This is a genomic window from Rhodococcus gordoniae (assembly GCF_001646655.1).
GTDB classification, from domain to species: domain Bacteria; phylum Actinomycetota; class Actinomycetes; order Mycobacteriales; family Mycobacteriaceae; genus Rhodococcus; species Rhodococcus gordoniae.
Map to the genome: position 1 here is coordinate 131,134 of NZ_LPZN01000006.1, position 21,856 is coordinate 152,989.

20 protein-coding genes and 1 tRNA gene are annotated in these 21,856 nt (G+C 67.4%); 6 read left to right on the plus strand and 15 right to left on the minus strand.

What is annotated here, in order from left to right; all coding sequences use genetic code 11:
- Positions 1-11 precede the first annotated feature (11 nt).
- Positions 12-542, plus strand: a complete 531-nt coding sequence (locus A8G18_RS05230; RefSeq protein WP_064063001.1) for a flavodoxin domain-containing protein — start codon at positions 12-14, stop codon at positions 540-542.
- Here A8G18_RS05230 and A8G18_RS05235 read toward each other — a convergent pair whose 3' ends face one another.
- From A8G18_RS05235 to A8G18_RS05255, 5 genes are all read right to left on the minus strand, one after another.
- Positions 543-2,033 (minus strand): DUF4389 domain-containing protein, encoded by a 1,491-nt coding sequence (locus A8G18_RS05235; protein ID WP_064063042.1) that lies wholly within the window; start codon positions 2,031-2,033, stop codon positions 543-545.
- 154 nt (positions 2,034-2,187) lie between these two features.
- Positions 2,188-2,955: a glycerophosphodiester phosphodiesterase gene (locus A8G18_RS05240; RefSeq protein WP_064063002.1), complete on the minus strand. Its 768-nt coding sequence runs from the start codon at positions 2,953-2,955 to the stop codon at positions 2,188-2,190.
- On the minus strand, positions 2,955-4,340 hold the full coding sequence (locus tag A8G18_RS05245; protein WP_064063003.1) for an ABC transporter substrate-binding protein: 1,386 nt from the start codon (positions 4,338-4,340) through the stop codon (positions 2,955-2,957). Before A8G18_RS05245 ends, A8G18_RS05240 begins: the two co-directional genes overlap by 1 nt.
- A 37-nt stretch (positions 4,341-4,377) precedes the next feature.
- Positions 4,378-5,262 carry a carbohydrate ABC transporter permease gene (locus A8G18_RS05250; protein ID WP_064063004.1) on the minus strand — a complete coding sequence of 295 codons (885 nt, stop codon included), beginning with the start codon at positions 5,260-5,262 and terminating at the stop codon, positions 4,378-4,380.
- Entirely contained in the window at positions 5,259-6,236 is a 978-nt protein-coding gene (locus tag A8G18_RS05255) for a carbohydrate ABC transporter permease (RefSeq protein ID WP_064063005.1), read from the minus strand. The genes A8G18_RS05250 and A8G18_RS05255 overlap by 4 nt, the downstream gene beginning before the upstream one ends.
- Positions 6,237-6,551: 315 nt before the next feature.
- Between A8G18_RS05255 and A8G18_RS05260 the strand changes: the two genes are divergently transcribed.
- Together A8G18_RS05260 and A8G18_RS05265 are read left to right on the plus strand one after the other, a co-directional pair.
- Positions 6,552-7,421: a DeoR/GlpR family DNA-binding transcription regulator gene (locus A8G18_RS05260; protein WP_245207779.1), complete on the plus strand. Its 870-nt coding sequence runs from the start codon at positions 6,552-6,554 to the stop codon at positions 7,419-7,421.
- A complete protein-coding gene (locus A8G18_RS05265) occupies positions 7,418-8,128 on the plus strand; it encodes an HAD family hydrolase (protein WP_016933698.1) in 711 nt (236 codons plus the stop codon). Before A8G18_RS05260 ends, A8G18_RS05265 begins: the two co-directional genes overlap by 4 nt.
- 40 nt (positions 8,129-8,168) lie before the next feature.
- On the opposite strand, the gene A8G18_RS05270 is transcribed toward A8G18_RS05265, so the two are convergent.
- The 5 genes from A8G18_RS05270 to A8G18_RS05290 form a co-directional block, all read right to left on the minus strand.
- The gene (locus A8G18_RS05270) at positions 8,169-9,251 is read right to left on the minus strand and encodes an ABC transporter ATP-binding protein (protein WP_064063007.1); all 1,083 of its coding nucleotides are present in this window, start codon (positions 9,249-9,251) and stop codon (positions 8,169-8,171) included.
- Between the two features lie 185 nt (positions 9,252-9,436).
- Positions 9,437-10,009 carry a hypothetical protein gene (locus A8G18_RS05275; protein ID WP_064063008.1) on the minus strand — a complete coding sequence of 191 codons (573 nt, stop codon included), beginning with the start codon at positions 10,007-10,009 and terminating at the stop codon, positions 9,437-9,439.
- 360 nt (positions 10,010-10,369) lie between these two features.
- Positions 10,370-11,032, minus strand: a complete 663-nt coding sequence (lexA, locus tag A8G18_RS05280; RefSeq protein ID WP_064063009.1) for a transcriptional repressor LexA — start codon at positions 11,030-11,032, stop codon at positions 10,370-10,372.
- Positions 11,033-11,109: 77 nt separating this feature from the next.
- Positions 11,110-11,643 carry a hypothetical protein gene (locus A8G18_RS05285; protein ID WP_016934207.1) on the minus strand — a complete coding sequence of 178 codons (534 nt, stop codon included), beginning with the start codon at positions 11,641-11,643 and terminating at the stop codon, positions 11,110-11,112.
- An 85-nt stretch (positions 11,644-11,728) separates the two neighbouring features.
- Positions 11,729-11,802: transfer RNA gene (locus tag A8G18_RS05290), tRNA-Leu, on the minus strand.
- A gap of 110 nt (positions 11,803-11,912) precedes the next feature.
- On the opposite strand from A8G18_RS05290, the gene A8G18_RS05295 reads away from it, so the two are divergent.
- The gene (locus tag A8G18_RS05295) at positions 11,913-12,527 is read left to right on the plus strand and encodes an ANTAR domain-containing response regulator (protein WP_016934206.1); all 615 of its coding nucleotides are present in this window, start codon (positions 11,913-11,915) and stop codon (positions 12,525-12,527) included.
- A gap of 186 nt (positions 12,528-12,713) precedes the next feature.
- Positions 12,714-14,045, plus strand: a complete 1,332-nt coding sequence (locus A8G18_RS05300) for an ABC transporter substrate-binding protein (protein ID WP_064063010.1) — start codon at positions 12,714-12,716, stop codon at positions 14,043-14,045.
- Positions 14,046-14,085: 40 nt separating this feature from the next.
- On the opposite strand, the gene A8G18_RS05305 is transcribed toward A8G18_RS05300, so the two are convergent.
- Genes A8G18_RS05305 through A8G18_RS05320 form a run of 4 tightly spaced genes read right to left on the minus strand, consistent with a single transcriptional unit; the run spans position 14,086 to position 18,360 of the window.
- Positions 14,086-14,925 (minus strand): ABC transporter ATP-binding protein, encoded by an 840-nt coding sequence (locus A8G18_RS05305; protein WP_064063011.1) that lies wholly within the window; start codon positions 14,923-14,925, stop codon positions 14,086-14,088.
- Positions 14,922-16,004: an ABC transporter ATP-binding protein gene (locus A8G18_RS05310; protein WP_064063012.1), complete on the minus strand. Its 1,083-nt coding sequence runs from the start codon at positions 16,002-16,004 to the stop codon at positions 14,922-14,924. Before A8G18_RS05310 ends, A8G18_RS05305 begins: the two co-directional genes overlap by 4 nt.
- Positions 15,997-16,986, minus strand: a complete 990-nt coding sequence (locus tag A8G18_RS05315; RefSeq protein ID WP_016934864.1) for a branched-chain amino acid ABC transporter permease — start codon at positions 16,984-16,986, stop codon at positions 15,997-15,999. The genes A8G18_RS05310 and A8G18_RS05315 overlap by 8 nt, the downstream gene beginning before the upstream one ends.
- A 3-nt stretch (positions 16,987-16,989) precedes the next feature.
- A complete protein-coding gene (locus tag A8G18_RS05320) occupies positions 16,990-18,360 on the minus strand; it encodes a branched-chain amino acid ABC transporter permease (RefSeq protein WP_064063013.1) in 1,371 nt (456 codons plus the stop codon).
- Positions 18,361-18,613: 253 nt separating this feature from the next.
- On the opposite strand from A8G18_RS05320, the gene polA reads away from it, so the two are divergent.
- A complete protein-coding gene (gene polA, locus A8G18_RS05325) occupies positions 18,614-21,337 on the plus strand; it encodes a DNA polymerase I (protein ID WP_064063014.1) in 2,724 nt (907 codons plus the stop codon).
- A gap of 80 nt (positions 21,338-21,417) precedes the next feature.
- On the opposite strand, the gene trxA is transcribed toward polA, so the two are convergent.
- Positions 21,418-21,789 carry a thioredoxin gene (trxA, locus tag A8G18_RS05330; RefSeq protein WP_016691445.1) on the minus strand — a complete coding sequence of 124 codons (372 nt, stop codon included), beginning with the start codon at positions 21,787-21,789 and terminating at the stop codon, positions 21,418-21,420.
- Positions 21,790-21,856 lie beyond the last annotated feature (67 nt).

The window sequence follows — 21,856 nt, forward strand, 5'->3', positions numbered from 1 at the left end:
AAAGGCCTGACATGTCCGTCCTGGTCGGTTACGCGACCGCCGGAGGATCGACGCGCGGGGTCGCCGAGCGCATCGCTGCGGGGCTGGAGCGTGGCGGTGCGGTGGAACTTCGAGCGTTGACCGAGGTCGACTCGGTGCGGAAGTACGAGGCTCTGATCCTCGGAAGTGCGATCCACAACGGCCGATGGCTGCCGGAGGCCACCGCAGCCGTCGACCGGTTTCGCGCGGAACTCGCAGGGCGGCCTCTGTGGGTCTTCTCGGTCTCGTCGGTCGGGGCGACGAGCACGACCCTGTCGCCCCGGCTCGCGGGACGTCTGCGCCGGATGACTCCTGAACCACAGGCGGTCCAGGATCTCCGCTCGTCCGCGGATGTGCGCGACCACCGCTTCTTCGCAGGAGCCATCGCCCCCGGAGATTGGCCGGGAGTGGGGCGGATCGTCTTCCGTCTGATGGGCGGACACTACGGCGACGCCCGCGACTGGGACGACATCGATGCGTGGACGGGACGGATCCGGGCAGGACTCGTCGAGAACGCGCCGTGATCAGGGCGGATCGGTGCCGTCCGGGTCCGGGTCCGGCGACGACGTGACGGTGCTCGGTTCGACGGGTTCGACGGGTTCGCGCGCGCCCTGGTCGAACCGGAACGGCGGGTACTCGTCGCGCATCAGCGCGGCATACGCCCAGACCCGGAACAGCCACCGATCGATGCCCATCACGACATCGAACAACCCCCGCGGGTAGGTGCCGGTGATCAGCACCGCCACCGCGGCGAACAACACCAGGACGCCCAGCAGCGAGCCGAAGGCCCAGCTGCCGTTGCCGGCCGGATCGTCGTGCCCGTCGCCGGTCGCGACGCCGACGCTCCACCCGCCGACCAGCACCGCCAACACGATGTAGTGGGGGATCGCAAGCAGCCACCACTTGATCAGCACCAGCCCGCGGGAGAGCCGCTCGGGATACTCGACGTCGAAGTCCGCCGGATAGTCGGTGCGGTGGAGACCGAACGGCGGGTACCTGTCGGTGCCCAGCGCCGAGTAGGTGTAGAAGGCGACCCGCCAGGTCCACCGCAGTACACCGACGCCGAAATCGAACAGTGCTCGTGGATACCGACCGGTGAACAGGATGGCGAATCCGGCTGCGATCGTCGTCACGAGAAAGGCGATGTGCAGGAAGAACAGCACGATGAAATGGGGTATCGCAGCGGCCCACTTGATCAGCCACAGCCATCGCGAAATCGGTTCGTCCAGGTCACCGCGCAGATGTACCGGATACGGCGCTGCAGGCGGGGGCGACGGTGCGGCGGATGCGGCGGTCGTTCCGGCCTCCTGCGGGGACACCGGACCCGGTGGAGGAGGCCCGTGCCGACCGAGCCCGACGGCACCGGCGAGCACCAGCGGCACGCCGAGGACGAGGAGCACCAGGCCGAGGATCAGCAGCGCGAGCACGGCCGGTCCGAGCAGGTCGATGTGGATTCCGGCCTGCACGTCGACACCGACCCCCGCGGACCCGTCGGCGTTCATGACCACGACGGTCCACGCGCCGTCGCGCAGATCCCACTCCAGTTGCCGCGTGCCGGTCCCTTCCGCCGACGCTACCCAGAACTGTTGTGCCGCCGGTGCCGTCGGGGCGTCGCCGCCGGGAACATCCCGGTACGTGACATCGAACGGCTCGAACCGCAGGTCGGTCACCACGGTATGGGCGACACCCGACAGATAGGATTCGACGTCCTCGACCGGGGCGATGCCGACGAACACCGCCTGTGTGGGATCGGTTGCGGTGGCGCGCACCGACAGTCGGCCGATGTCCTCGCCGCGCAGCCCCGACGGAGTCTGGTCGTCGGTGACCAGGTCGAGTCGTTCGGAGACCAGCGCGTGTGTCTGCGTCCGGAAGGTCTCCGTGGGCCCGGTGAGGAATCCGCCGTCGCGCTGGAGGACGAGGAACCATCCCAGTACGAGCGCTCCGACCGCGGCAGCGGCGCCGAGAAGCGCGAGGAGAGTTCCGACGACCAGCATGATCATTCTGCCGACGTTCATCGATCCGTCCTCCGGACAATCGTGGCGGCCCTCGACGTGCGATTCGTTCACGATAGCTGTCGTCCGGGACGGATCTCCAGCAACGCTCGGTCGCCGCAGCCCAGGTGGACGTGGCTGTCCGGCTTCTCGCCGGCGAACGAGAAGCCGGACAGGGTCAGAGGGCGAGTTCCGCTCGGGCGCGGCTCAGCCAGTCCATCGCGGCGCGGGGGTCGTCCACTGTCCCTCCGCCGAAGCCGAGCACGAGACCGCGTCGCAGCTCCTCGAACGTGCGGACCGGCCAGCCGCCCATCTCGTATCCGGCGTCCTGGATCCGGGTGACGAGGTCGTCGGTCAGCCCGTCCCAGCCGCAGTAGAACGCCTCGGCCTCGACCTCGGCGAGCACTTGTTCGATTCCACCGGGATGTCGTTCCGCATCGGGCCACCCGTGCGTGATCAACCCGCGCGGGACGTGCGGCGCAAGCACGAGCATCCGGTGCAGGGCTTCGGGCCGGAAGCTCGTGAAGCGGATCCGCGGGGTGTCCTCCGGACGATCGGCTATCGCCGCGGCGACAGCCTCGCACGCCTCGACGGCCTTGATCTCGACCTGCAGGAACACGGTCGTGGCGTCGAGGACCTCGGTCAGGGTGGGCACGTGGCGGCCCTCGCCGACGTCGACGGCCCGGATGCGCTCGTAGGCGAGTTCCGCGACAGGACCGAGCCCGTGGGCGGAGGGGTCGACCGCGGTGCGGTCGAGGGTCGCGTCGTGCAGCACGACGGGCACACCGTCGGCGGACACGCGTACGTCGAATTCGAGTTCGTGGACTCCGATCTCCTCGGCGAGCCGGAACGATTCGATGGTGTTCTCGGGGGACAGATCCTTGGCGCCGCGGTGACCGACGACGTGGTAGACGGCGCGATCGGGGGTCGATCCGGTGGTGGTCATCAGGCGACGAGCTCCTCGTAGCGGCTGCGGATGTCCTCGGTGTCGCGCCGGATCACCGTTGCGGCGGCGGCGAGCGCGGCGGCCGGATCGGCGTTCTCGGTGTAGAGCTTCTGGATCACGGTGCGCATCTCGAGGATGGTCGACGACACGTACCGGCGGACCGCGTCGGGCTGGCGGGCACGGTCGAGTTGTTCCACGGCCAGGCCGTAATTGGGGTTCTCGGCAATGCGGCTCGTGACGATCGGAGACGTCGTCGCCCCCTTCGTCGCCGGCAGGTACCCGGTGCCGACCGCCCATTCTGCTGCCGCGTCGTCGCCGGCGAGGAACTCGATCACCTTGGCTGCGGCCGCCTTCCGCTCGGGGTCGGCGTGCTTGAGGATGCCGAGCCCGGCACCGCCGGTGGGCACACCGGTGTCCTGTGCGACGGGAAGGAATCCGGCTCCGAGCTCGAACCCGGCCGCTTCGGCGCCCTTCGTCAGACCGCTCAGCGAACCTGTCGAGTTGCAGACGGTGGCCACGAGCCCGTTCGTGAAGTCGGTGTTCATCTCCTGGGCGAGATAGCCGATCCGGTCGTCGTTGACACAGGCGCGGTCGAACTCGGCGGCGGCGATCGCGGCTGCGGAGTCGACGGTGACGTCGAGCCCGTCGGAGATCGAGCCGCCGAAGTTCCACAGCAGCCCCTGCATGTACCAGTCGTCGGCGCCGGTGTAGGCACGCATCATCAGCCTGTTGCCGCGGTAGTCGCGCCCGGTGATGCGATTGCCCCACTCGCGGAACTCGTCCCAGGTCTCGGGTGCGCGATCGGGCAGACCGGCGTCGGCGAAGATCTCCTTGTTGTAATAGAACAACGGTGTCGACCGGCCGAACGGAACCCAGAACGCTTCGCCGCGCACGACGCCCTCCTGGAAGAGGCGGTCGTGGTAGGTGCCGGCGTTCCACGTGTCGGTGAAATAGCCGTTCATCGGTTCGAGATGCCCGGACAGGAAGAATTTGTTCCACGACACATCCGAGAAGATCGCCAGGTCGGGGATCTGGCGGGCCTGCAGACCGGCCGAAAGTTTCTCGGTGAGTCCGTCGTAACCCTGGAACTGCTGGATCTCGACGTAGATGTCGTTCTGCGATTCGTTGAAACGGCGGATCAGCGACGCGAGGACCTCACCGTTCGTGCCGGCCCAGCCGCTCCAGAAGACCACATCGGTACGCCCGGCGAACTCACCGGGTGGATTCACATCGGGCTGACCGAACGAACCGGACGACCCGCCGGCAGGCGAGCCGCACGCGGCCAGGATGGGAACGGACGCCGCGGCGATTCCGGCCACGGCCAGGAAACGACGCCGGCTGAGCGACGCAACCGGTGCAGTGTTTCGTCGGATGGACGGGAACATGGATTCTCCTCGAAGGGGATTCGTGGGGGAGGGGAGGTCAGCGCCGCGTGGCGGCGCCGGCGAAACCGGCGATGATGTAGCGCTGGGCGAACAGGAACAGCAGGAGCATCGGCAGGATCACCAGGACGGTGCCGGCCATGATCGGACCCCACTGGTCGACACCTTCGGTCTCCTTGAGGAACATCAGACCGATGGGCAGGGTGCGGGCCTGCAGGGTGTTGGTCACGAGCAGCGGCCAGATGAAGTCGTTCCACTCGTCGATGACCGCGATCAGCGCCACCGTGACGACGGCGGGGCGCGACATCGGAAGAACGAAGTGCACGAGGCGGCGCAGATGGCCGCACCCGTCGAGTTCCGCGGCCTCGAGTACTTCTTTCGGTAGTGCCAGGAAGTGCTGGCGCAGAAGGAAGGTCCCGAAGGCGCTGGCGAGACCGGGCAGGAAGATGCCCGCATAGGTGTTGATCAGGCCGAGGTTGCCGATGGTGATGTAATTGATCAGCAGGGTGACGTGACCCGGCACCATGAGCGCGCCGAGCACGGCGAGGAAGAAGATCCTCTTGCCGGGAAAACGCAGGAACGCGAAGGCGTAGGCGCTGAAGACCGCGAGCAGCACCTTCAGTGTCGATCCGGCCGCCGTGACGATCAGCGAGTTGACGAAGAACTGTCCGAAGGGCACCGCCTCCCATGCGCGGGCCAGATGCTCGAGTGTGATCGTCGACGGAATCCATTGCGGCGGCCACGAATAGATCTCGTGTTCCGGCTTGAACGCCGAGGAGACCATCCAGTAGAAGGGGACGAGGAAGACCGCGGCGACGACGACGAGCCCGACGACGGTGAGGGGATTGCCGACTCGTCGTCGGCGGAGACGGCGGCCGGGCTTCGTGCTGCGTTCCCGGGAGGGGCGTTCGACGGTGGTGATCATCGGTAGTGCACCTTCTTCTCGACGAAGCGCATCTGCAGAACCGTGACGACCATGAGCAGGACGAACATGATCATCGCGCCGGCCGCGGCGGATCCGGCCTCGAACTGCCGGAATCCCTCGTTGTAGATGAACCAGCTCAACGTGGTGGTCGCTCCGGCCGGTCCGCCGCCGGTCATCATCGCGATGAGGTCGAACGACTGGAACGCGCCGATCACCTGGGTGACGAGGAGGAAGAACGTCGTGGGGGAGAGCAGGGGCAACGTGATGTGCCGGAAGGTCTGCCACCGCGACGCGCCGTCGAGTCGCGCGGCCTCCATCACGTCCCGGGGGAGCGCCAGGATCGCCGCGAGATAGACGATGGCGACGAACCCCACTCCCTTCCAGATGGCCACGATGATGAGCGCGGGCAGTGCCCAACCGCTCGAGGTCGTCCAGTGCGGGGAGTCGAGTCCGAAGGTGTCGAACAGGATGCGGGACAACCCGTAGTTGGGATCGAACAGGAACAGCCAGATGGCGGCGACCGCGGCACCGGAGAGGATGTGGGGCGAGAATGCCAGTGCCGAGACCGCCGACCGCCCTCGGGTTCCGGAGGCGAACAGCAGGGCCAGTGCGAGACCGCCGGTGAGGCTGATGCCGACGACGGCGAGGACCCAGATCGCGGTGATGCGAAGAACTCTCAGGAACGACGGGTCGCTCAGCAGGGTGACGTAGTTGTCGAGGCCGACGAAGGTGGGGGACGGCGCGATCATGTCCCACCGCGTCAGGCTCAGCGCGGCGTTACCGAGCACCGGCCAGTAGGCGAACACGACGATCAACGCGAGATTGGGGAATGCGAACAGCGCGAACAACAGGTACTCGCGCCGTTTTCGGGCGCGGGCGCGTTCGGGCCGCCGGGCCGGGGGAGTCGCTGGGGCGACGGGCGCCACCGCTGCCCGCACGGGTGTGTCGGGAGCGCGCTGGGCGGTGACGGACATGTCCGCCCTCCTTCCGAATTATCAACGAACTGTTATCTCCAACGTGGGATGACGATCATGGTGGCACTGCCGACGGAGGTGGTCAAAACGGATGCCGGCGCTTCCGGCGCACGTGCGTGGTATGCCGAGATATGCGCTTCAAGCTTGTGTTGCAACGGGATTCGTGTGAAGCGCGGTCGTCACTCGCGGTGGGTGTCAAGTTCCGTTGGGTCGGGATCCGGCGAAGTTTCCCTTCGTGTTCATGGCCCGTTAATCACATGAAAAGTGATATAAACAGCGTCACCGATCCCCGATTCGATGATGGAGGCGACCGCCGTGCACTCGAGAGCCATCAGCACATCACGCCAGGAACGGCTCGACGCGGTCATCGAAGTGCTGCTCGCCGACGACACGACCTCGGCGCAAGTGCTCGCCGAGACCTTCGGTGTCTCGCTCATGACCGTCCACCGCGATCTCGACGAACTCCAGCGGCGCGGCATCGTCCGCAAGTTCCGCGGTGGAGTCAGTGTGGCGCGTACGAGCACGTACGAGATCAGTGCCGCGCTGCGCCGACGCCTGGCAGTACCGGAGAAATCTGCGATCGCCGCAGCGGCGGCCCGGACGGTGACGCCCGGAAGCTCGATCCTGCTCGATGATTCGACCACCGTGGCGACCATGATCGACCACCTGCTCGACATCGAGGACCTGCACGTGGTCACCAACTATCTGCCCACCCTCACCCGTCTTTCGCGTGCCGCCACCGGAGCGGGAAGCAGCACCGTGACGGGGCTCGGAGGCACCTACAACGTGGGTCACGAATCGTTCCTCGGGGTCGGCGCCGTGAACGCGATCCGGGCGCTCCGCGTCGACGTCGCCTTCCTGTCCACCACGACGGTCGACACGGCAGGCCTCTACCATCAGGAGGAATCGATCGTGGCGGTCAAGTCCGCCATGATCCGCTCCGCGCGCCGCAGTGTGCTGCTGGCCGATTCGACCAAGCTCGGCGCCACGTCGCTGCACCGCATCTGCGACTGGGATGTCGTCGACGAGCTGATCACCGATACCGCGGCTCCCGTCGAACTACTCGACACGATCCGTGCGCGCGGGGTGCGGGTGATCACGGTCGACCCCGATCGGACCGAGAACGCTACCGCCTGCTCCGAACGAGAGCAGGGCGCCGAAGAATACGACGAGGAGAACACGTGAGCCAGACGGACACCGACCGGACACCGCGGGTGCGGACCGATACCGGCGTACATGCCGTGCTGTGGGACATGGACGGCACGCTCGTCGACACCGAACCGTACTGGTTCCGGGCCGAGACCTCGCTCACCGCCGAACACGGCGTTCCGTGGACGCACGAGCAGGCGACCGCTCTGGTGGGCAACTCGCTGCCCACGTCCGCTGCGATCCTGCGGGAGGCCGGCGTCGGCCTCGGCATCCGGCAGATCATCGACACCCTGGTCGATTCGGTGATCGACCAGGTCCGGGAAGCCGTGCCGTGGCGGCCCGGCGCCCGGGAACTGCTCGCCGAGATCCGGGAGGCCGACGTCCCGTGTGTCATGGTCACGATGAGCGAGCGAAAGCTGGCCTCCGAGATTCACCGGCTCCTGCCCTCCGGCACCTTCGAATTCGTGATCAGCGGCGACATGGTCGAGCGCGGAAAGCCCGATCCGCAGCCCTACGATCTGGCCGTGGAACGACTCTCCGCGACCCGCGGAGTCCTCTCGCGTGAGCGGATCGTGGCCATCGAGGACTCTCTACCCGGTCTCGCGTCGGCCAAGGCGGCGGGTGTGGTGACCCTCGGCGTGCCGAACATGGTGGCGTTGCCCGACGGTCCCGGTCACACGTTGTGGCCGACACTCGAAGGTCGTGGTCTCGCCGACCTCCGCCACTTGCTCGACGCGGGCTGACAGTGGCGGCGGGACCCGCGCGGGTCCCGCCGCGGTCGGTCTATGCGCTCAGCCGAAGACCGGTGACCCCGTCGAAGAGGTGCACCGCCGACGCATCCGGACGCACGCGCACCGTCGTGTCCACCGCAGGATGATCGTTTCCGTCGGTGCGCACGGTGAGCGGGTACGAGTGCTCCGCACCGATCACCCGCCCGTACAGATAGGCATCGGCACCGAGAACCTCCACGGCATCGACGATCATGTCCACACCGTCGGCATCCCCGGTGAGTTGCGCGGATTCGGGTCGAACGCCCACCGTGACCTGCCCGCTCGTGACCGCCCGCACTATCGTCCGCTCCACGGGAACGACGGTGCCCGCGAAGTCGACACCACCGTCGACGAGCGGAAGGTCGAACAGACTCATGGCAGGTGACCCGATGAACCCGGCGACGAACCGGTTCGCCGGACGTTCGTAGAGTGCGCGCGGCGTATCGACCTGCTGCAGGATGCCGCCGTCGAGCACTGCGACGCGGTCGCCCATCGTCATCGCCTCCACCTGATCGTGTGTGACGTACAAGGTCGTGACGCCGAGACGGCGTGTCAGCCGCGAGATCTCGTTCCGGGTCTGCACACGCAGCTTGGCATCCAGATTCGACAACGGCTCGTCCATGAGGAAGACCTGCGGATTGCGGACGATGGCGCGTCCCATCGCCACCCGCTGTCGTTGCCCGCCGGACAGTGCGGCGGGCTTACGCCCGAGATACGGTTCGAGATCGAGCATGCGCGCTGCCTCCGTGATGCGGCGGGTGCGTTCGTCTTTCGACACCCCGGCGATCTTCAGAGCGAATCCCATGTTCTCGGCGACGGTCATGTGCGGATAGAGCGCGTAGTTCTGGAACACCATCGCGATGTCGCGTCGCGAGGACTCGACATCGGTGACGTCGGTGTCGCCGATGAACAGATGCCCCGCATCGATCTCCTCGAGACCGGCGAGCATGCGCAACGAGGTCGTCTTGCCGCAGCCGGACGGGCCCACGAGCACGAGGAACTCGCCGTCGGCGATGTCGAGGTCGAGCGCGTCGACCGCGGGACGCGGCGCACCGGAATAATGCCGGGTGACGCCGTCGAAGGTAACTGTTGCCACGAATATTCCTCTCACGGGCAGGAACGTGCCCGACGATCCGAAGTGAAGAGACGTCCGAGACGGACCGATGCATCACATCGGGTCTGCGTGAACGGCATGCAGCGTCGATCCGAACGGGATATGGACCGCGTGAGAGGAGTGCGTGGAGACCGTTCGAGCGCCGGGACTCCGAGTGCGTTACGTGATCAGCGAACGGTGTTCGTCGGTCGGTCCGCACCTCGTCGCGCAACGATGTCGTCGAACGCATCGATGAGCCCGGCGGGATACCAGCGGGAATTCGTATCCGCCGTGGTGGCGACGAGCAGGAGTTGCCGTTCGCTCGCGCCGGTCGCGATCGCCGCGAGCCGCTCCCGTCCCTCCTCGTCGAGCGCTGCGACCGTCGCCGCGAGGTCGGCGACGAGAAGCACGCGCGGGGGTCCGACGATCGGGGAATCGAGTGCGGCCACGACGCGGGTGATCTGCTCGGCGGTCGTGGCCCAGCAGATCGGCCCCGAGGGAAGCGGGGCCGATCCTCCGAGCCAGCGATGCCTCCGATGAGGGTCGACGACGACGAGATCGTGCGTGTCGCCGGTCAGTGTCGTCATGGCGATCAGATCGAGCGACACGCTGGGTACCGAGCGGCGCTCGTCGCGGTGGATCAGCAGGTGCCGTCCGGCAGAGAGATCCCACGAGACGGGTGTGCCGTCGCTGTCGCGCCCGAACGGGATCGTCGTCCGGCATGCGGTGATCCGCCGGGGGAGTCCACGAGCGGATCGCATCGGGACGGAAGACCGGCACGATCGAGGTGTGGGCGGCATGGCGGGCGTCGGCATGGCGGTTCCGTTTCGTATCGCTGGGTTCGGAGCGAATCCCGGACGGCAGAACTGTAGAGGGGGCCACCGACAGGAACGTTCGAGTGCAGGTCGCCGCCCCGAGCAGTACGCAGATCTCGTTCGGTCACACCCCGAGCGGTCTGCGGACCGGCACCGCGAACGAACACGCGTCCCGTGGGTGTGTCGATCGTCGAGATGTATCCGGCCGAATACGTCCTCACCTACGGTGACCCCGCGGACCATGCGGACGCGACCGAGATGATCCGGTCGTCACCGATCCGACCTGCGGCCGACCTCGGCAGGGGGTCAGATGCGGCGCATGACGGACACGACCGTGCCCAGCACGATTGCCTCGTCACCGTCGAGGACGGGGTACGCGGAGTTCCGGGGTTCGAGGTAGACGTGGCCGCTGCGGCGCCGGTACACCTTGACCGTCGCTTCGCCGTCGATCATCGCCGCGACGATCTGCCCGGAGTGGGCCTCGTGCTGTCGCCGAACCACCACTGTGTCACCGTCGCAGATCGCCGCATCGACCATCGAATCGCCGCGCACACGCAACGCGAAGACGGTGCCGGAGCCCACCAGATCGCGAGGGAGCGTGAGCAGATCTTCGGTGTGCTCCTCGGCGAGAATCGGTGCGCCCGCAGCGATGTCGCCGACGACCGGCACGGTCACGGTGTCGTCGGACGCTCGTTCCCCACCGGGTGATCCGAGGAACGGACGTACGTCGAGCTGGCGGGCCACGGCGCTGCCGCGACGCAGGAAACCCTTCTCTCCGAGGCTCTTCAGATGCTTCGAGACCGTCGACGTCGACCGCAGACCCACCGAATCGGCGATCTGCCGGGTGCTCGGCGAAGACCCCTGAGCGACGACCCAGTCCCGGATCGCGGCCAGGATCTGCTGCTGGCGCAGCGGCAGGGAAGCAGGGTCGAGGCCCCCGAACATGTCGAACTCGTCGTAACCGGTCACCCGGCGAATCGTAGTGGGCGAGACGAACTCGGCTCGCTGCGGGCAGAGACCCGTACGAGAGAGCGGATCAGGCGCCGCTACGCCGTCTCCGCCAGCTCCGAGGAAGTGCCGGCAGACGAACCCGGTCCGTTCTGCAGCTGCTCCATGGCGCGACGTTCCCGCAACGCACGGACGAGCTGTCGGTCCTGCATCTCCGCCGGATCCGCGGACAAGGCCGGAATCGAGAATCCGACCAGGGCGCCACCCAGCAGGGCGAGAGCCACCCGGAGCGAGTCGTCCTCCCGGATGTTCAGGACGAGTTCCAGGAGCACGAGGGCGCCGACGACGACGAGTGCGACTCCGGCCAGAGCCAGGATCCGGCGCACTCGGGGCTTCGGGCGCGATCCCGGCGGCAGCGGCATCGACCGGGCCGCCAACTGCCACAGCCTTGCGTCGATGCTCTCCCGGACGGGACGCTTGCGGAACTCGTCGCCGAGCGCGTTGTAGATGGCGAGATCGGCTGCGATCCGGGTCCGGAGGTTTCGGCGGCCCAGCTCGCGCGTCAGACGCACGACTGCCCATGACACTGTCCCGGTGACGAGTGCGACGACGACAAGAACCCAGATACCCACGTCGGAACATTACGACAGGGAGGCAGGAATCGGCGGGAGGCGGGCTGCTTCCCGCGGCCGCGCCGCGCCGCGGAGTGAAAAGCGGTGCCCCCGGTGAGACTCGAACTCACACTGGACGGGTTTTGAATCCGTTTCCTCTGCCAATTGGGATACGGGGGCGTTGCGGACACCACTGTAGAGGATCGGGCGAAGCGGGCGCGCACCGGTACCCTTTCTTACGTTCCACTCCCGCACCCGGGGACCGCCAGTACCGAGGGGAAGGCCCGACCATGACCTCCGCGCCGCACGACAGCACACCAACTCCTCGTCGGGTCGTCGTAGCGGAAGACGAGGCCCTGATCAGGCTCGATCTCGTCGAGATGCTGCGCGAAGAGGGCTTCGAGGTGGTCGGCGAGGCGGGCGACGGACAGCGTGCCGTCGAACTCGCCGACGAGCTCCGCCCCGATCTGGTGATCATGGACGTCAAGATGCCGCGTCGCGACGGCATCGACGCCGCGTCCGAGATCGCACAGCGCCGCATCGCCCCTGTGGTCATTCTCACAGCCTTCAGTCAGCGCGAACTCGTCGAACGCGCCCGCGACGCAGGCGCTATGGCCTACCTCGTCAAGCCGTTCTCGAAAAGTGATCTCGTGCCCGCCATCGAGGTGGCCGTGAGCCGTTTCTCCGAGCTGCGCGAGCTCGAGCGCGAGGTGCAGGGTCTCAACGAACGCTTCGAGACCCGCAAGCTCGTCGACCGGGCCAAGGGTCTGCTCATGGAGAAGCACGCGATGACCGAGCCGGAAGCGTTCCGGTGGATCCAGCGGGCGGCGATGGACCGCCGCACCACCATGAGGCAGGTCGCCGTCGTGGTTCTGGAGACCCTCGGGGGCGACACCACCGAGTAGCTGCCCGAACCGGTTTCGCGTGCTCACGGCGCCGTGCCGCGTTACCGCCACATCACATCTCCGCTCCGTAGATAACGGTCGTATCACAAGGATTTCGGCACGGTTCACGGGGTTCGTCCGACCGCTATGTTTCGACCACATCCGGAATCCGCCGGATGCGGTGTCAGGCGTTCGAAGGAGAGTTGAATGGCAAGACGGACTCTGGTCCGCGCCGTAGCGGTACTCGGTGCTGCGACGCTCGCCCTCGCCGGGTGCAGTTCGGACGGTGACGATTCGACGTCCGGCACGTCGGCCGGCGACGACGGATCGGCGGCCGCGACGACCGTCGAGACCGACTGCGAACCGCAACAGGCCACAGCCGGGACGACTCCCGCCACAGGACCGCTGAAGATCGGCACGATCCTCCCCGAGACCGGCAGCCTCGCCTTCCTCGGCCCGCCCGAGGTCGCCGCCGTCCGACTCGCCGTCGACGAGATCAACGCCGCCGGCGGGGTTCTCGATCAACCGGTCGAACTGTTCCCCGGCGATTCCGGCGATACGACGACCGACACCGCGAACACCACCGTCGACCGGCACCTCGCCAACGGCACCCAGGTGATCGTGGGCGCCGCGTCGTCGTCGGTCTCGCTCAAGGTGATCGACAAGATCGTCAGCGCCGGCGTCGTGCAGTTCTCGCCGGCGAACACGTCCGACCAGTTCGTCTGTTATCCCGACCGCGGGTTGTACTTCCGTACCGCCCCGACCGACGTGCTCCAGGCTCAGGCGCTCGCGCAGTTGATCGCCGAGGACGGAGCGCAGCGCGTGTCGATCCTGGCGCTGAACGACCCGTACGGCACCGGACTCGCCGAGAACACCGTGACCAACCTCGTCGACGCCGGTATCCCGGAGGACCAGATCCAGAAGATCATCTACGACCCCAACGCGCAGTCGTTCAACGCGGAGGTCGACCAGGTGGTCAACTTCGGACCGGATGCGGTGGCGCTCATCGGGTTCGAGGAGTCGGCGAAGATCATCACCCGCATGCACGAGGTCGGCATCGGCCCGTCCGACGGCACGGCCGTGTTCGGCGTCGACGGCAACATGGGTAATGCGCTGGGCGAGAACGTCGCCGAGGGACTGCTCGACGGCATGGCCGGCACCACGCCGCTGACCGACACCGGGGAGGAGTTCCGGCAGCGGCTGCTCGGTGTCGATCCGGCTCTGATCGACTTCAACTACGCCGGTGAGTCGTACGACGCCGTGGTGGTCTCGGCGCTGGCCGCAGTGCAGGCGGGGTCGACCGCCGGGGTGGACATCGCCGCGAACATCAACTCGGTGACCCGTGACGGGCAGAAGTGCACCAGCTACCAGCAGTGCCTGGATCTTCTTCGTACGGGTGAGGACATCGACTACGACGGTGCCACCGGCGAACTCAGCTTCGTGGACGCGGGCGAACCGGGTGTGGGCTCGTACGGCCGACTCGTGTTCGGTCCCGACAACACACTGACCACCGAGGACTACATCGTGGTCGGGGAGTGACCGGAAGGTCGTGTGCGAAGGGGTGGCCGCCGATGGGCGGTCACCCCTTCGGCTTCTCCCGGCTGCCGGCGAGAGTACCGAGATACAGTTCCACGACCTTCGGGTCGTGCAGCAGATTCGTGCCGGTGTCGGTGTAGGCATTGCGGCCCTGGTCGAGAACGTAACCACGGTCGCAGATCTGCAGGCAGCGCCGCGCGTTCTGCTCGACCATGATGATCGAGACCCCAGCGGCGTTGATCTTCTTGCAACGGATGAAGACCTCGTCCTGGAACATCGGCGACAGTCCGGCCGACGGCTCGTCGAGAAGCAGCACCGACGGCTCCATCATCAATGCCCGCCCCATCGCGACCATCTGCCGTTCACCGCCGGACAGTGCCCCCGCCTTGACCTTCCGGCGCTCGGCGAGCAGTGGGAACAGCGACGCCACCCGCTCGAACTGCTTCTCGAACGCCTTGGGGCGCAGATAGATCCCCATCTCGAGGTTTTCCTCGATGGTCAGTGAGGGGAACACGTTCTGCGTCTGTGGTACGTAGCCGATCCCTTTGCGCACGAGGACGTGTGCGGGTGCCGACGTGATCGCGTCCCCGCCGAGCGTGACGGTACCGCTGCGGATGGGGATGAGACCGAACAACGCCTTGAGCAGAGTGGACTTGCCGGCACCGTTCGGGCCGATGATGCCCACGATCTCACCGTCGCGCAGGTAGAAGTTGCAGCCGCGCAGGATGTCCACCCCGGGGAAGTAACCGGCCACGAGGTCGTCGGCGCGCAGGAGTGCGTCGGCCGCGAGGCGGGCATGCTCCTCCGGGGACGCCGCACGTTCGGCCGGCGTCGTGCCGGTGGGCGTCGTGTCGGTCGGACCAGGACGGATGTTGTCGCTCACGGCTTCTCCACTGTTCTCGCCGTCGTGTCCGTCGCCGCGGCATCGGCCGGATCGCCTCCGGCTCCGGGGTCCGACAGGTCGCCTCCGGCTTCGGGATCCGACAGGTCGCCTCCGGCTTCGAGGGTCTGCGCCTCCGCGTCGGCGAGGGCGTCGGCGAGTTCGGCGGTCGCGCCCACGGGATTGCCGTCGTCGTCGAATTCGAGCGCCTGGTCGTGGTGACTGCCGAGATAGGCGTCGACCACGGCCGGATCGGACGACAACGCGTCCGGGGGTGCCTCCGCGATCACCGAGCCCTGCGCCATCACCACCACCCAGTCGGAGATGTCGCGGATGACGTCCATGTCGTGCTCGACGAACACCACCGTCGTCCCGTCGTCGCGCAGGGTCTTGATGTGCCCGAGCAGACTCTGTGTGAGCGCCGGATTGACCCCGGCCATCGGCTCGTCGAGCATGACGACGGTCGGCTCGGTCATCAACGCCCGTGCCATCTCGAGCAGTTTGCGCTGGCCGCCGGACAGTGAACCGGCGAAGTCGTCGGCCTTCGCCGCCAGACCGAAGCGGTCGAGCAGTTCGTGCGCGCGTGCGGTGATCTCGCGTTCCTGCCGGCGCCACGTCCACGGCAGCAGCGCACCGGCCATGCGCTCCCCGGTCTGGTGCCGGGCGCCGAGGCGGACGTTGTCGAGGACGGTCATCTTCGACAGTGCCTTGGTGAGCTGGAAGGTGCGCACGATCCCGCGGCGTGCCACCTGATGGGGGTGGAGTCGGCCGAGCGGGACGCCGTCCATCGCCCACGTGCCGGTGTCGGGCCGGTCGAAGCCGGTGAGGAGATTGAACAGAGTGGTCTTGCCGGCGCCGTTCGGGCCGATCAGGCCGGTGATGCAGGAGCGCTGGATCTCGAGATGGCCGACATCCACGGCCGTGAGGCCCCCGAAGGTGCGGCGCAGGTCGTCGACGACGAGGATCGGGTCGGGCTTGGCGACGCCGGGCGTGCGGGAGACGCCGGCGAACAGGACGGCGCGTTCGTCCGCGCCGAGTACCGTCCGGGACGGCTGCGGGTCGGGTCGGATCGTGTCAGGCATCGAGTTGCACCTTCCGCTTGCTTCCCAGGATGCCTTGTGGCCGGAAGACCATCATCACCGCGATGAGAACGCCGAGCAGTACGTACCGCATCGCGCCGACCTGCTGTTCGGTGAGGGGAAGCAGCGGGTCGGGCCCGGCGATCGCCTGTCGCAGGAAGGCGTCCGGGAGGGTGAGCAGGAACCAGAACACCATCGCACCGAGCACCGGTCCGAAGACCGTTCCCGCCCCGCCGAGGATGAGTGCGCCGAATGCGAAGAAGGTCTGTGCCGTCGAGTAGAAGTCGGGGTTGATCGACTTGGTCTGCAGCGCGTTGAAGATTCCGCCGAGGCCGCCGATCATGCCGCCGAGCACGAGGGCCTGCATCTTGTAGGCGAAGACGTTCTTGCCGAGTGCGCGGGCCGCGTCCTCGTCTTCGCGCACCGCTTCGAGGACCCGTCCCCACGGACTGTGGGAGAGGAGGTGGACCAGACCGCACAGCAGCAGCACGAGCGTCCACCCGACGACCATCGCCCACAGGTCGTCGCCGTAGAACCTCATACCGAGCAGGTTGTACTGGCGACTCGAATCGAACGGGCTCAGGGAGGTGAACGGCTCGGCGAATCCCCACAGGCCGCGGGTGGAGCCGGTCACCGAGTCGGACGCGGTGGAGCGGAACATCAGGCGCAGGATCTCCGCCGCGGCGATCGTGGCGACGGCGAGATAGTCGGCGCGCAATCGCAGGGTGGGGATACCGAGGACCAGGGCGAGCAGACCTGCCAGGGCGAGACCTACGAGGATGCCCACCCACAACGGCTGGTCGTAGGTGACGGTCATGATGCCCACGCCGTAACCGCCCAGCAGTGCGAAGCCGATCTGCCCGAAGTTCAGCAGGCCGGCGTAGCCGTAGTGCAGGTTCAGCCCGATCGCGAGCAGAGCGTAGAAGATCGCCGACGGACCGATGAGCTGGGCGAAGGAAACCTGGAGTACCGCAACGATATCCATGGGTCACCCGATCCTTGTCCGACTGCCGAGGATGCCCTGGGGGCGGATGACCAGGATGACGATGAGGACGAGCAGGCCGCCGATGTACTTCAGGTCCGGATTGATCACGAGGGTGGACAGCTGGACGAGCAGGCCCACCACGACGCATCCGACCAGCGCGCCGTAGGCGGTACCGAGACCGCCGAGGATGATGCCGGCGAACATCAGCAGCAGCAGCTTGAAGCCCATCTCCCACTGCACGCGCCCGCCGAGCTCCGACAGGCCGAAGAGCACACCGCCGAGTGCGGCGAGCCCGCCGCCGAGCCCCCACACGAAACGGATGACGTGTTCGACGTCGATCCCCGACGACGCCGCGAGGTCGCGGTTGTCGGCCACGGCGCGCATGGCCTTGCCGATCCGGGTGCGCTGCAGCAGCAGTGCCACCCCGACGAGCACCACCAGGCTGATCACGATGCACGCGAGGTTGACCGGTGTGATCGCGATCGGCCCCCACACCAGCTGTTGCTGGGCCTGGTAGTCGTCGAACGCCTGTGTACGGTCGGAGAAGAAGGCCAGGATGAGATAGCGCAACGAGATCGCGAGCCCGATCGACACCACCAGCTGCGCGATCAGACCGGTGTGGCGCCGCCGGAGCGGAGCCCAGATCAGCGTGTTGTTGAGCAGGCCGATGACGATGCCGACGATCACCGCCAGGATCGTGGCCGGTATCAACCGGATGCCGAGCGTGACATTGAAGATCCACGCCGCGACCGCCCCGAGGGTCACCAATTCTCCGTGGGCGAAGTTCGTCAGGCCCGTGGTGCCGAAGATGAGGCTCAGGCCCACCCCGGCGATGGCGATGACCAGGCCGAAACGCAGACCGTCGACGATCGTGCGGATCAGCGTCTCGCTCCAGGCCACCGTCGAGCCGGTGCGGGCCTCGCCGAACGAGAAGATCACCGTGTTCGCCTGTCCCGGCGCCACTTCACGGGTGACGGAGGTCTGGACGGTGACGTCGTCGGGCAGACTCCCGGTGTCGACCTCGAAGACGTAGGTGCCGGGTGGGACGCTGAGTTCCCAGCGTCCGCCGTCGGCCGACTCGGCTTCCGCGACCACCTCGCCGCCAGTCGTCGTCGCACGGACGACGACGCCGTCGAGACGTTCACCGGCGTTGTTCAGCGTGCCGCGGACGGTCACCCCTGCCGCGGGCTCCTCGTCGGGGGACGCCGGTGCCGTGGTCGCGGGCGGGGAGGGTGGATCCGGTGGATCCTGCGCGGAGGAGAATCCGGCGCCGAGAAGAACGAACAGGACACCCGTGAGCGTGACGAGTACGGCGCGAACCGATCGGCGGAGTGTCGACGTCGGTGGTCGCCGACATCCCGAGGTTGGGGCCACGCGGGTCCTCCCGGTCGGTGCGCTGTCATCGAGCGCGGCGCCGCGCCCGAGGCGTCATCCGAACAGGGATGACGCCGGACTACGGTGTCGTGAGAGGGGACTCTAGCGGCTGCGACGCGGCTCGAGGGAAAAATTGGATCACCCGGACGTTTCGGTCTCGTTTCTTCGGTTCACGAGCGTTCGCAGATACCGGCGGGAAGCAGGTCGGGCGGTGTGGCCGACGCTGTCGCCCTCGGTCCCTAGACTGGCACGCGTGACCCGTGCATCCACTTCCGCGACGTCCATCGCGGCCACCGACGACCGCCCGACCCTGCTGCTCCTCGACGGCCATTCGCTCGCGTTCCGCGCGTTCTACGCGCTGCCCGCCGAGAACTTCAAGACCCACAGCGGGCAGACCACGAACGCGGTCTACGGGTTCACCTCCATGCTCATCAACCTGCTGCGCGACGAACAGCCCACGCACGTCGCGGCGGCATTCGACGTCAGCCGCAAGACCTTCCGCGCCGAACTGTTCGCTGCCTACAAAGCTCAGCGCAGCGCCGCGCCCGACGACTTCAAGGGCCAGATCGACCTCACCAAGGACGTCCTCGGGGCGATGGGGATCCCGGTGATGGCGATCGAGGGTTACGAGGCCGACGACATCATCGCCACGCTCGCCACACAGGCGCATGCGCGGGGCTTCAAGGTGCTCGTGGTGACGGGCGACCGCGACGCGCTCCAGCTCGTCAACGGCGAGATCACGGTGCTGTACCCGCGGCGCGGCGTCTCCGACCTGACGCGCTTCACCCCCGAGGCGGTGGAGGAGAAGTACGGGCTCACCCCCGAGCAGTATCCCGATTTCGCGGCGCTGCGCGGCGACCCGAGCGACAATCTGCCCGGCATCCCCGGTGTCGGTGAGAAGACCGCCGCGAAGTGGATCCGGGAGTACGGAAGCCTGAGCGGACTCGTCGACCGCGTCGACGAGGTGCGCGGGAAGACCGGCGACGCGCTGCGCGAGAATCTGTCCAACGTGCTGCTCAACCGTCAGCTCACCGAGATGGTGCGCGACGTGGCGGTGCCCTACACCCCCGAGCAGCTCGCGCTCGCCCCGTGGGATCGCGACCGGATCCACCGCCTGTTCGACGATCTCGAGTTCAAGGTGCTGCGCGACCGGCTGTTCGAGACGCTCTCGTCGGCCGAGCCCGAGGCCGAGGAGGGCTTCGAGGTACGCGGCGGGATCGTCGAGCCGGGTGCCCTCGGGGACTGGCTGACCGAACATGCTCCGGCGGGCCGACGGCACGGCCTCGCCGTGGTGGGCACCGGCACCCCTTACGGCGGCGACGCGACCGCGATAGCCGTCGCCGGTGCCGACGGCGAGGGTGCCTACGTGAGCACCGTGGCGCTCACCCCGGAGGACGAGAACGCTCTCGCCGCGTGGCTCGCGAATCCTGCGGTGGAGAAGGCCGTGCACGAGGCGAAGCCCGCCATCCACGCGCTGCGCGGTCGTGGCTGGTCGCTCGCCGGCATCACCAGCGACACGGCGCTCGCCGCCTATCTGGTGCGGCCCGGGCAGCGCTCGTTCAAGCTCGACGACCTGTCGCTGCGCTACCTCAAGCGTGAGCTTCGGGTGGAAGACACCGGGGCGCAACAACTCTCGCTGCTCGACGACGAGGACGCGGCCGACGCGCAGGCGGCCGAGACCCAGATCCTCGCCGCGCGCGCCGTCGTCGACCTCGCCGCGTCCCTCGACACCGAACTCGGAGACATCGAGTCGGTGCGGCTGCTCACCGAGATGGAACTGCCCCTGCTCGAGGTCCTTGCGGACCTCGAGGCCACCGGCATCGCCGTCGACGCGACACACCTGCACGACCTGCAGTCCGAGTTCGCGGCCCAGGTGGCCGCGGCCGCGAACGCCGCCTACGAGGTCATCGGCAAGCAGATCAATCTCGGTTCGCCGAAGCAGCTGCAGGTGGTGTTGTTCGACGAGCTCGAGATGCCGAAGACGAAGAAGACCAAGACCGGATACACCACCGACGCCGACGCGCTGCAGAACCTGTTCGACAAGACGGGTCACCCTTTCCTCGAACATCTGCTCGCGCACCGTGAGCACACCAAGATGAAGACCACCGTCGACGGGCTGATCAAATCCGTCGCCGACGACGGCCGCATCCACACCACCTTCAACCAGACCGTCGCGGCGACGGGCCGGCTCTCGTCGACCGAGCCGAATCTGCAGAACATCCCGGTGCGGACCGAGGCCGGTCGCCGGATCCGCGACGGCTTCGTCGTAGGCGACGGCTTCGACGTGCTGCTCACCGCCGACTACAGCCAGATCGAGATGCGCATCATGGCGCACCTGTCGGCCGACGAAGGACTCATCGAAGCCTTCCGCACCGGCGAGGACCTGCACACCTTCGTGGCGTCGCGCGCGTTCGGGCTGCCGCTCGAGGAGGTCACACCGGAACTGCGTCGCCGGGTCAAGGCGATGTCCTACGGCCTCGCCTACGGGCTCAGCGCCTACGGGCTGGCGCAGCAGCTGAAGATCTCCACCGACGAGGCCCGCGAACACATGGAGGCCTATTTCACCCGCTTCGGCGGCGTGCGCGACTACCTCTACAACGTGGTCGAGGAGGCCCGCAAGGTCGGCTACACGTCCACGTTGTACGGCCGCCGGCGGTACCTTCCCGACCTCAACAGCGACAACAGGCAGCGCCGGGAGATCGCCGAACGCGCCGCGCTCAACGCCCCCATCCAGGGCACGGCCGCCGACATCATCAAGGTCGCGATGATCGACGTGCAGAAGGCGCTGAACGAGGCGGGGTTGCGGTCGCGGATGCTGCTGCAGGTGCACGACGAGCTCGTGCTCGAGGTGGTCGAATCCGAACGCGAGCAGGTCGAGGCGCTCGTGCGCGACAAGATGGACTCGGTGATCGAGCTGTCGGTGCCGCTCGAGGTCTCGGTCGGCTACGGCCGCAGCTGGGACGCCGCCGCACACTGAGCCGTACAGGAAGACCGCGACGCACGGACGACGACGCCCGCCCCCGAATGCCGGGAGCGGGCGCCGTCGATGCGAGTGGGTCAGCCCTGCTCGGCGCGAGCCTCGGCGATCTGCTTGCGCACATCGTCCATGTCGAGGTTCTTGACCTGCGAGACCAGATCCTCGAGCGCGGCAGGCGGAAGAGCACCGGCCTGGTTGTAGACGAGGATGCCTTCGCGGAACGCCATGATCGTGGGGATCGAGCGGATGTTCGCCGCTGCCGCGATGGCCTGCTCGGCCTCGGTGTCGACCTTCGCGTGCACGACGTCGGGGTGTTTGTCCGACGATGCCTCGAAGGTGGGGGCGAACTGCTTGCAGGGGCCGCACCAGTCGGCCCAGAAGTCGACGAGCACGATGTCGTTGCTCGTGACGACCTCGTCGAAGTCCTGCTGGGTGAGAGCCTTGGTTGCCACGGAAATCCTTTCGGTCGGGCGTGTCGACGGGTCCAACATCCGGTCGCAGTTGTTTCTTCCCGTCACG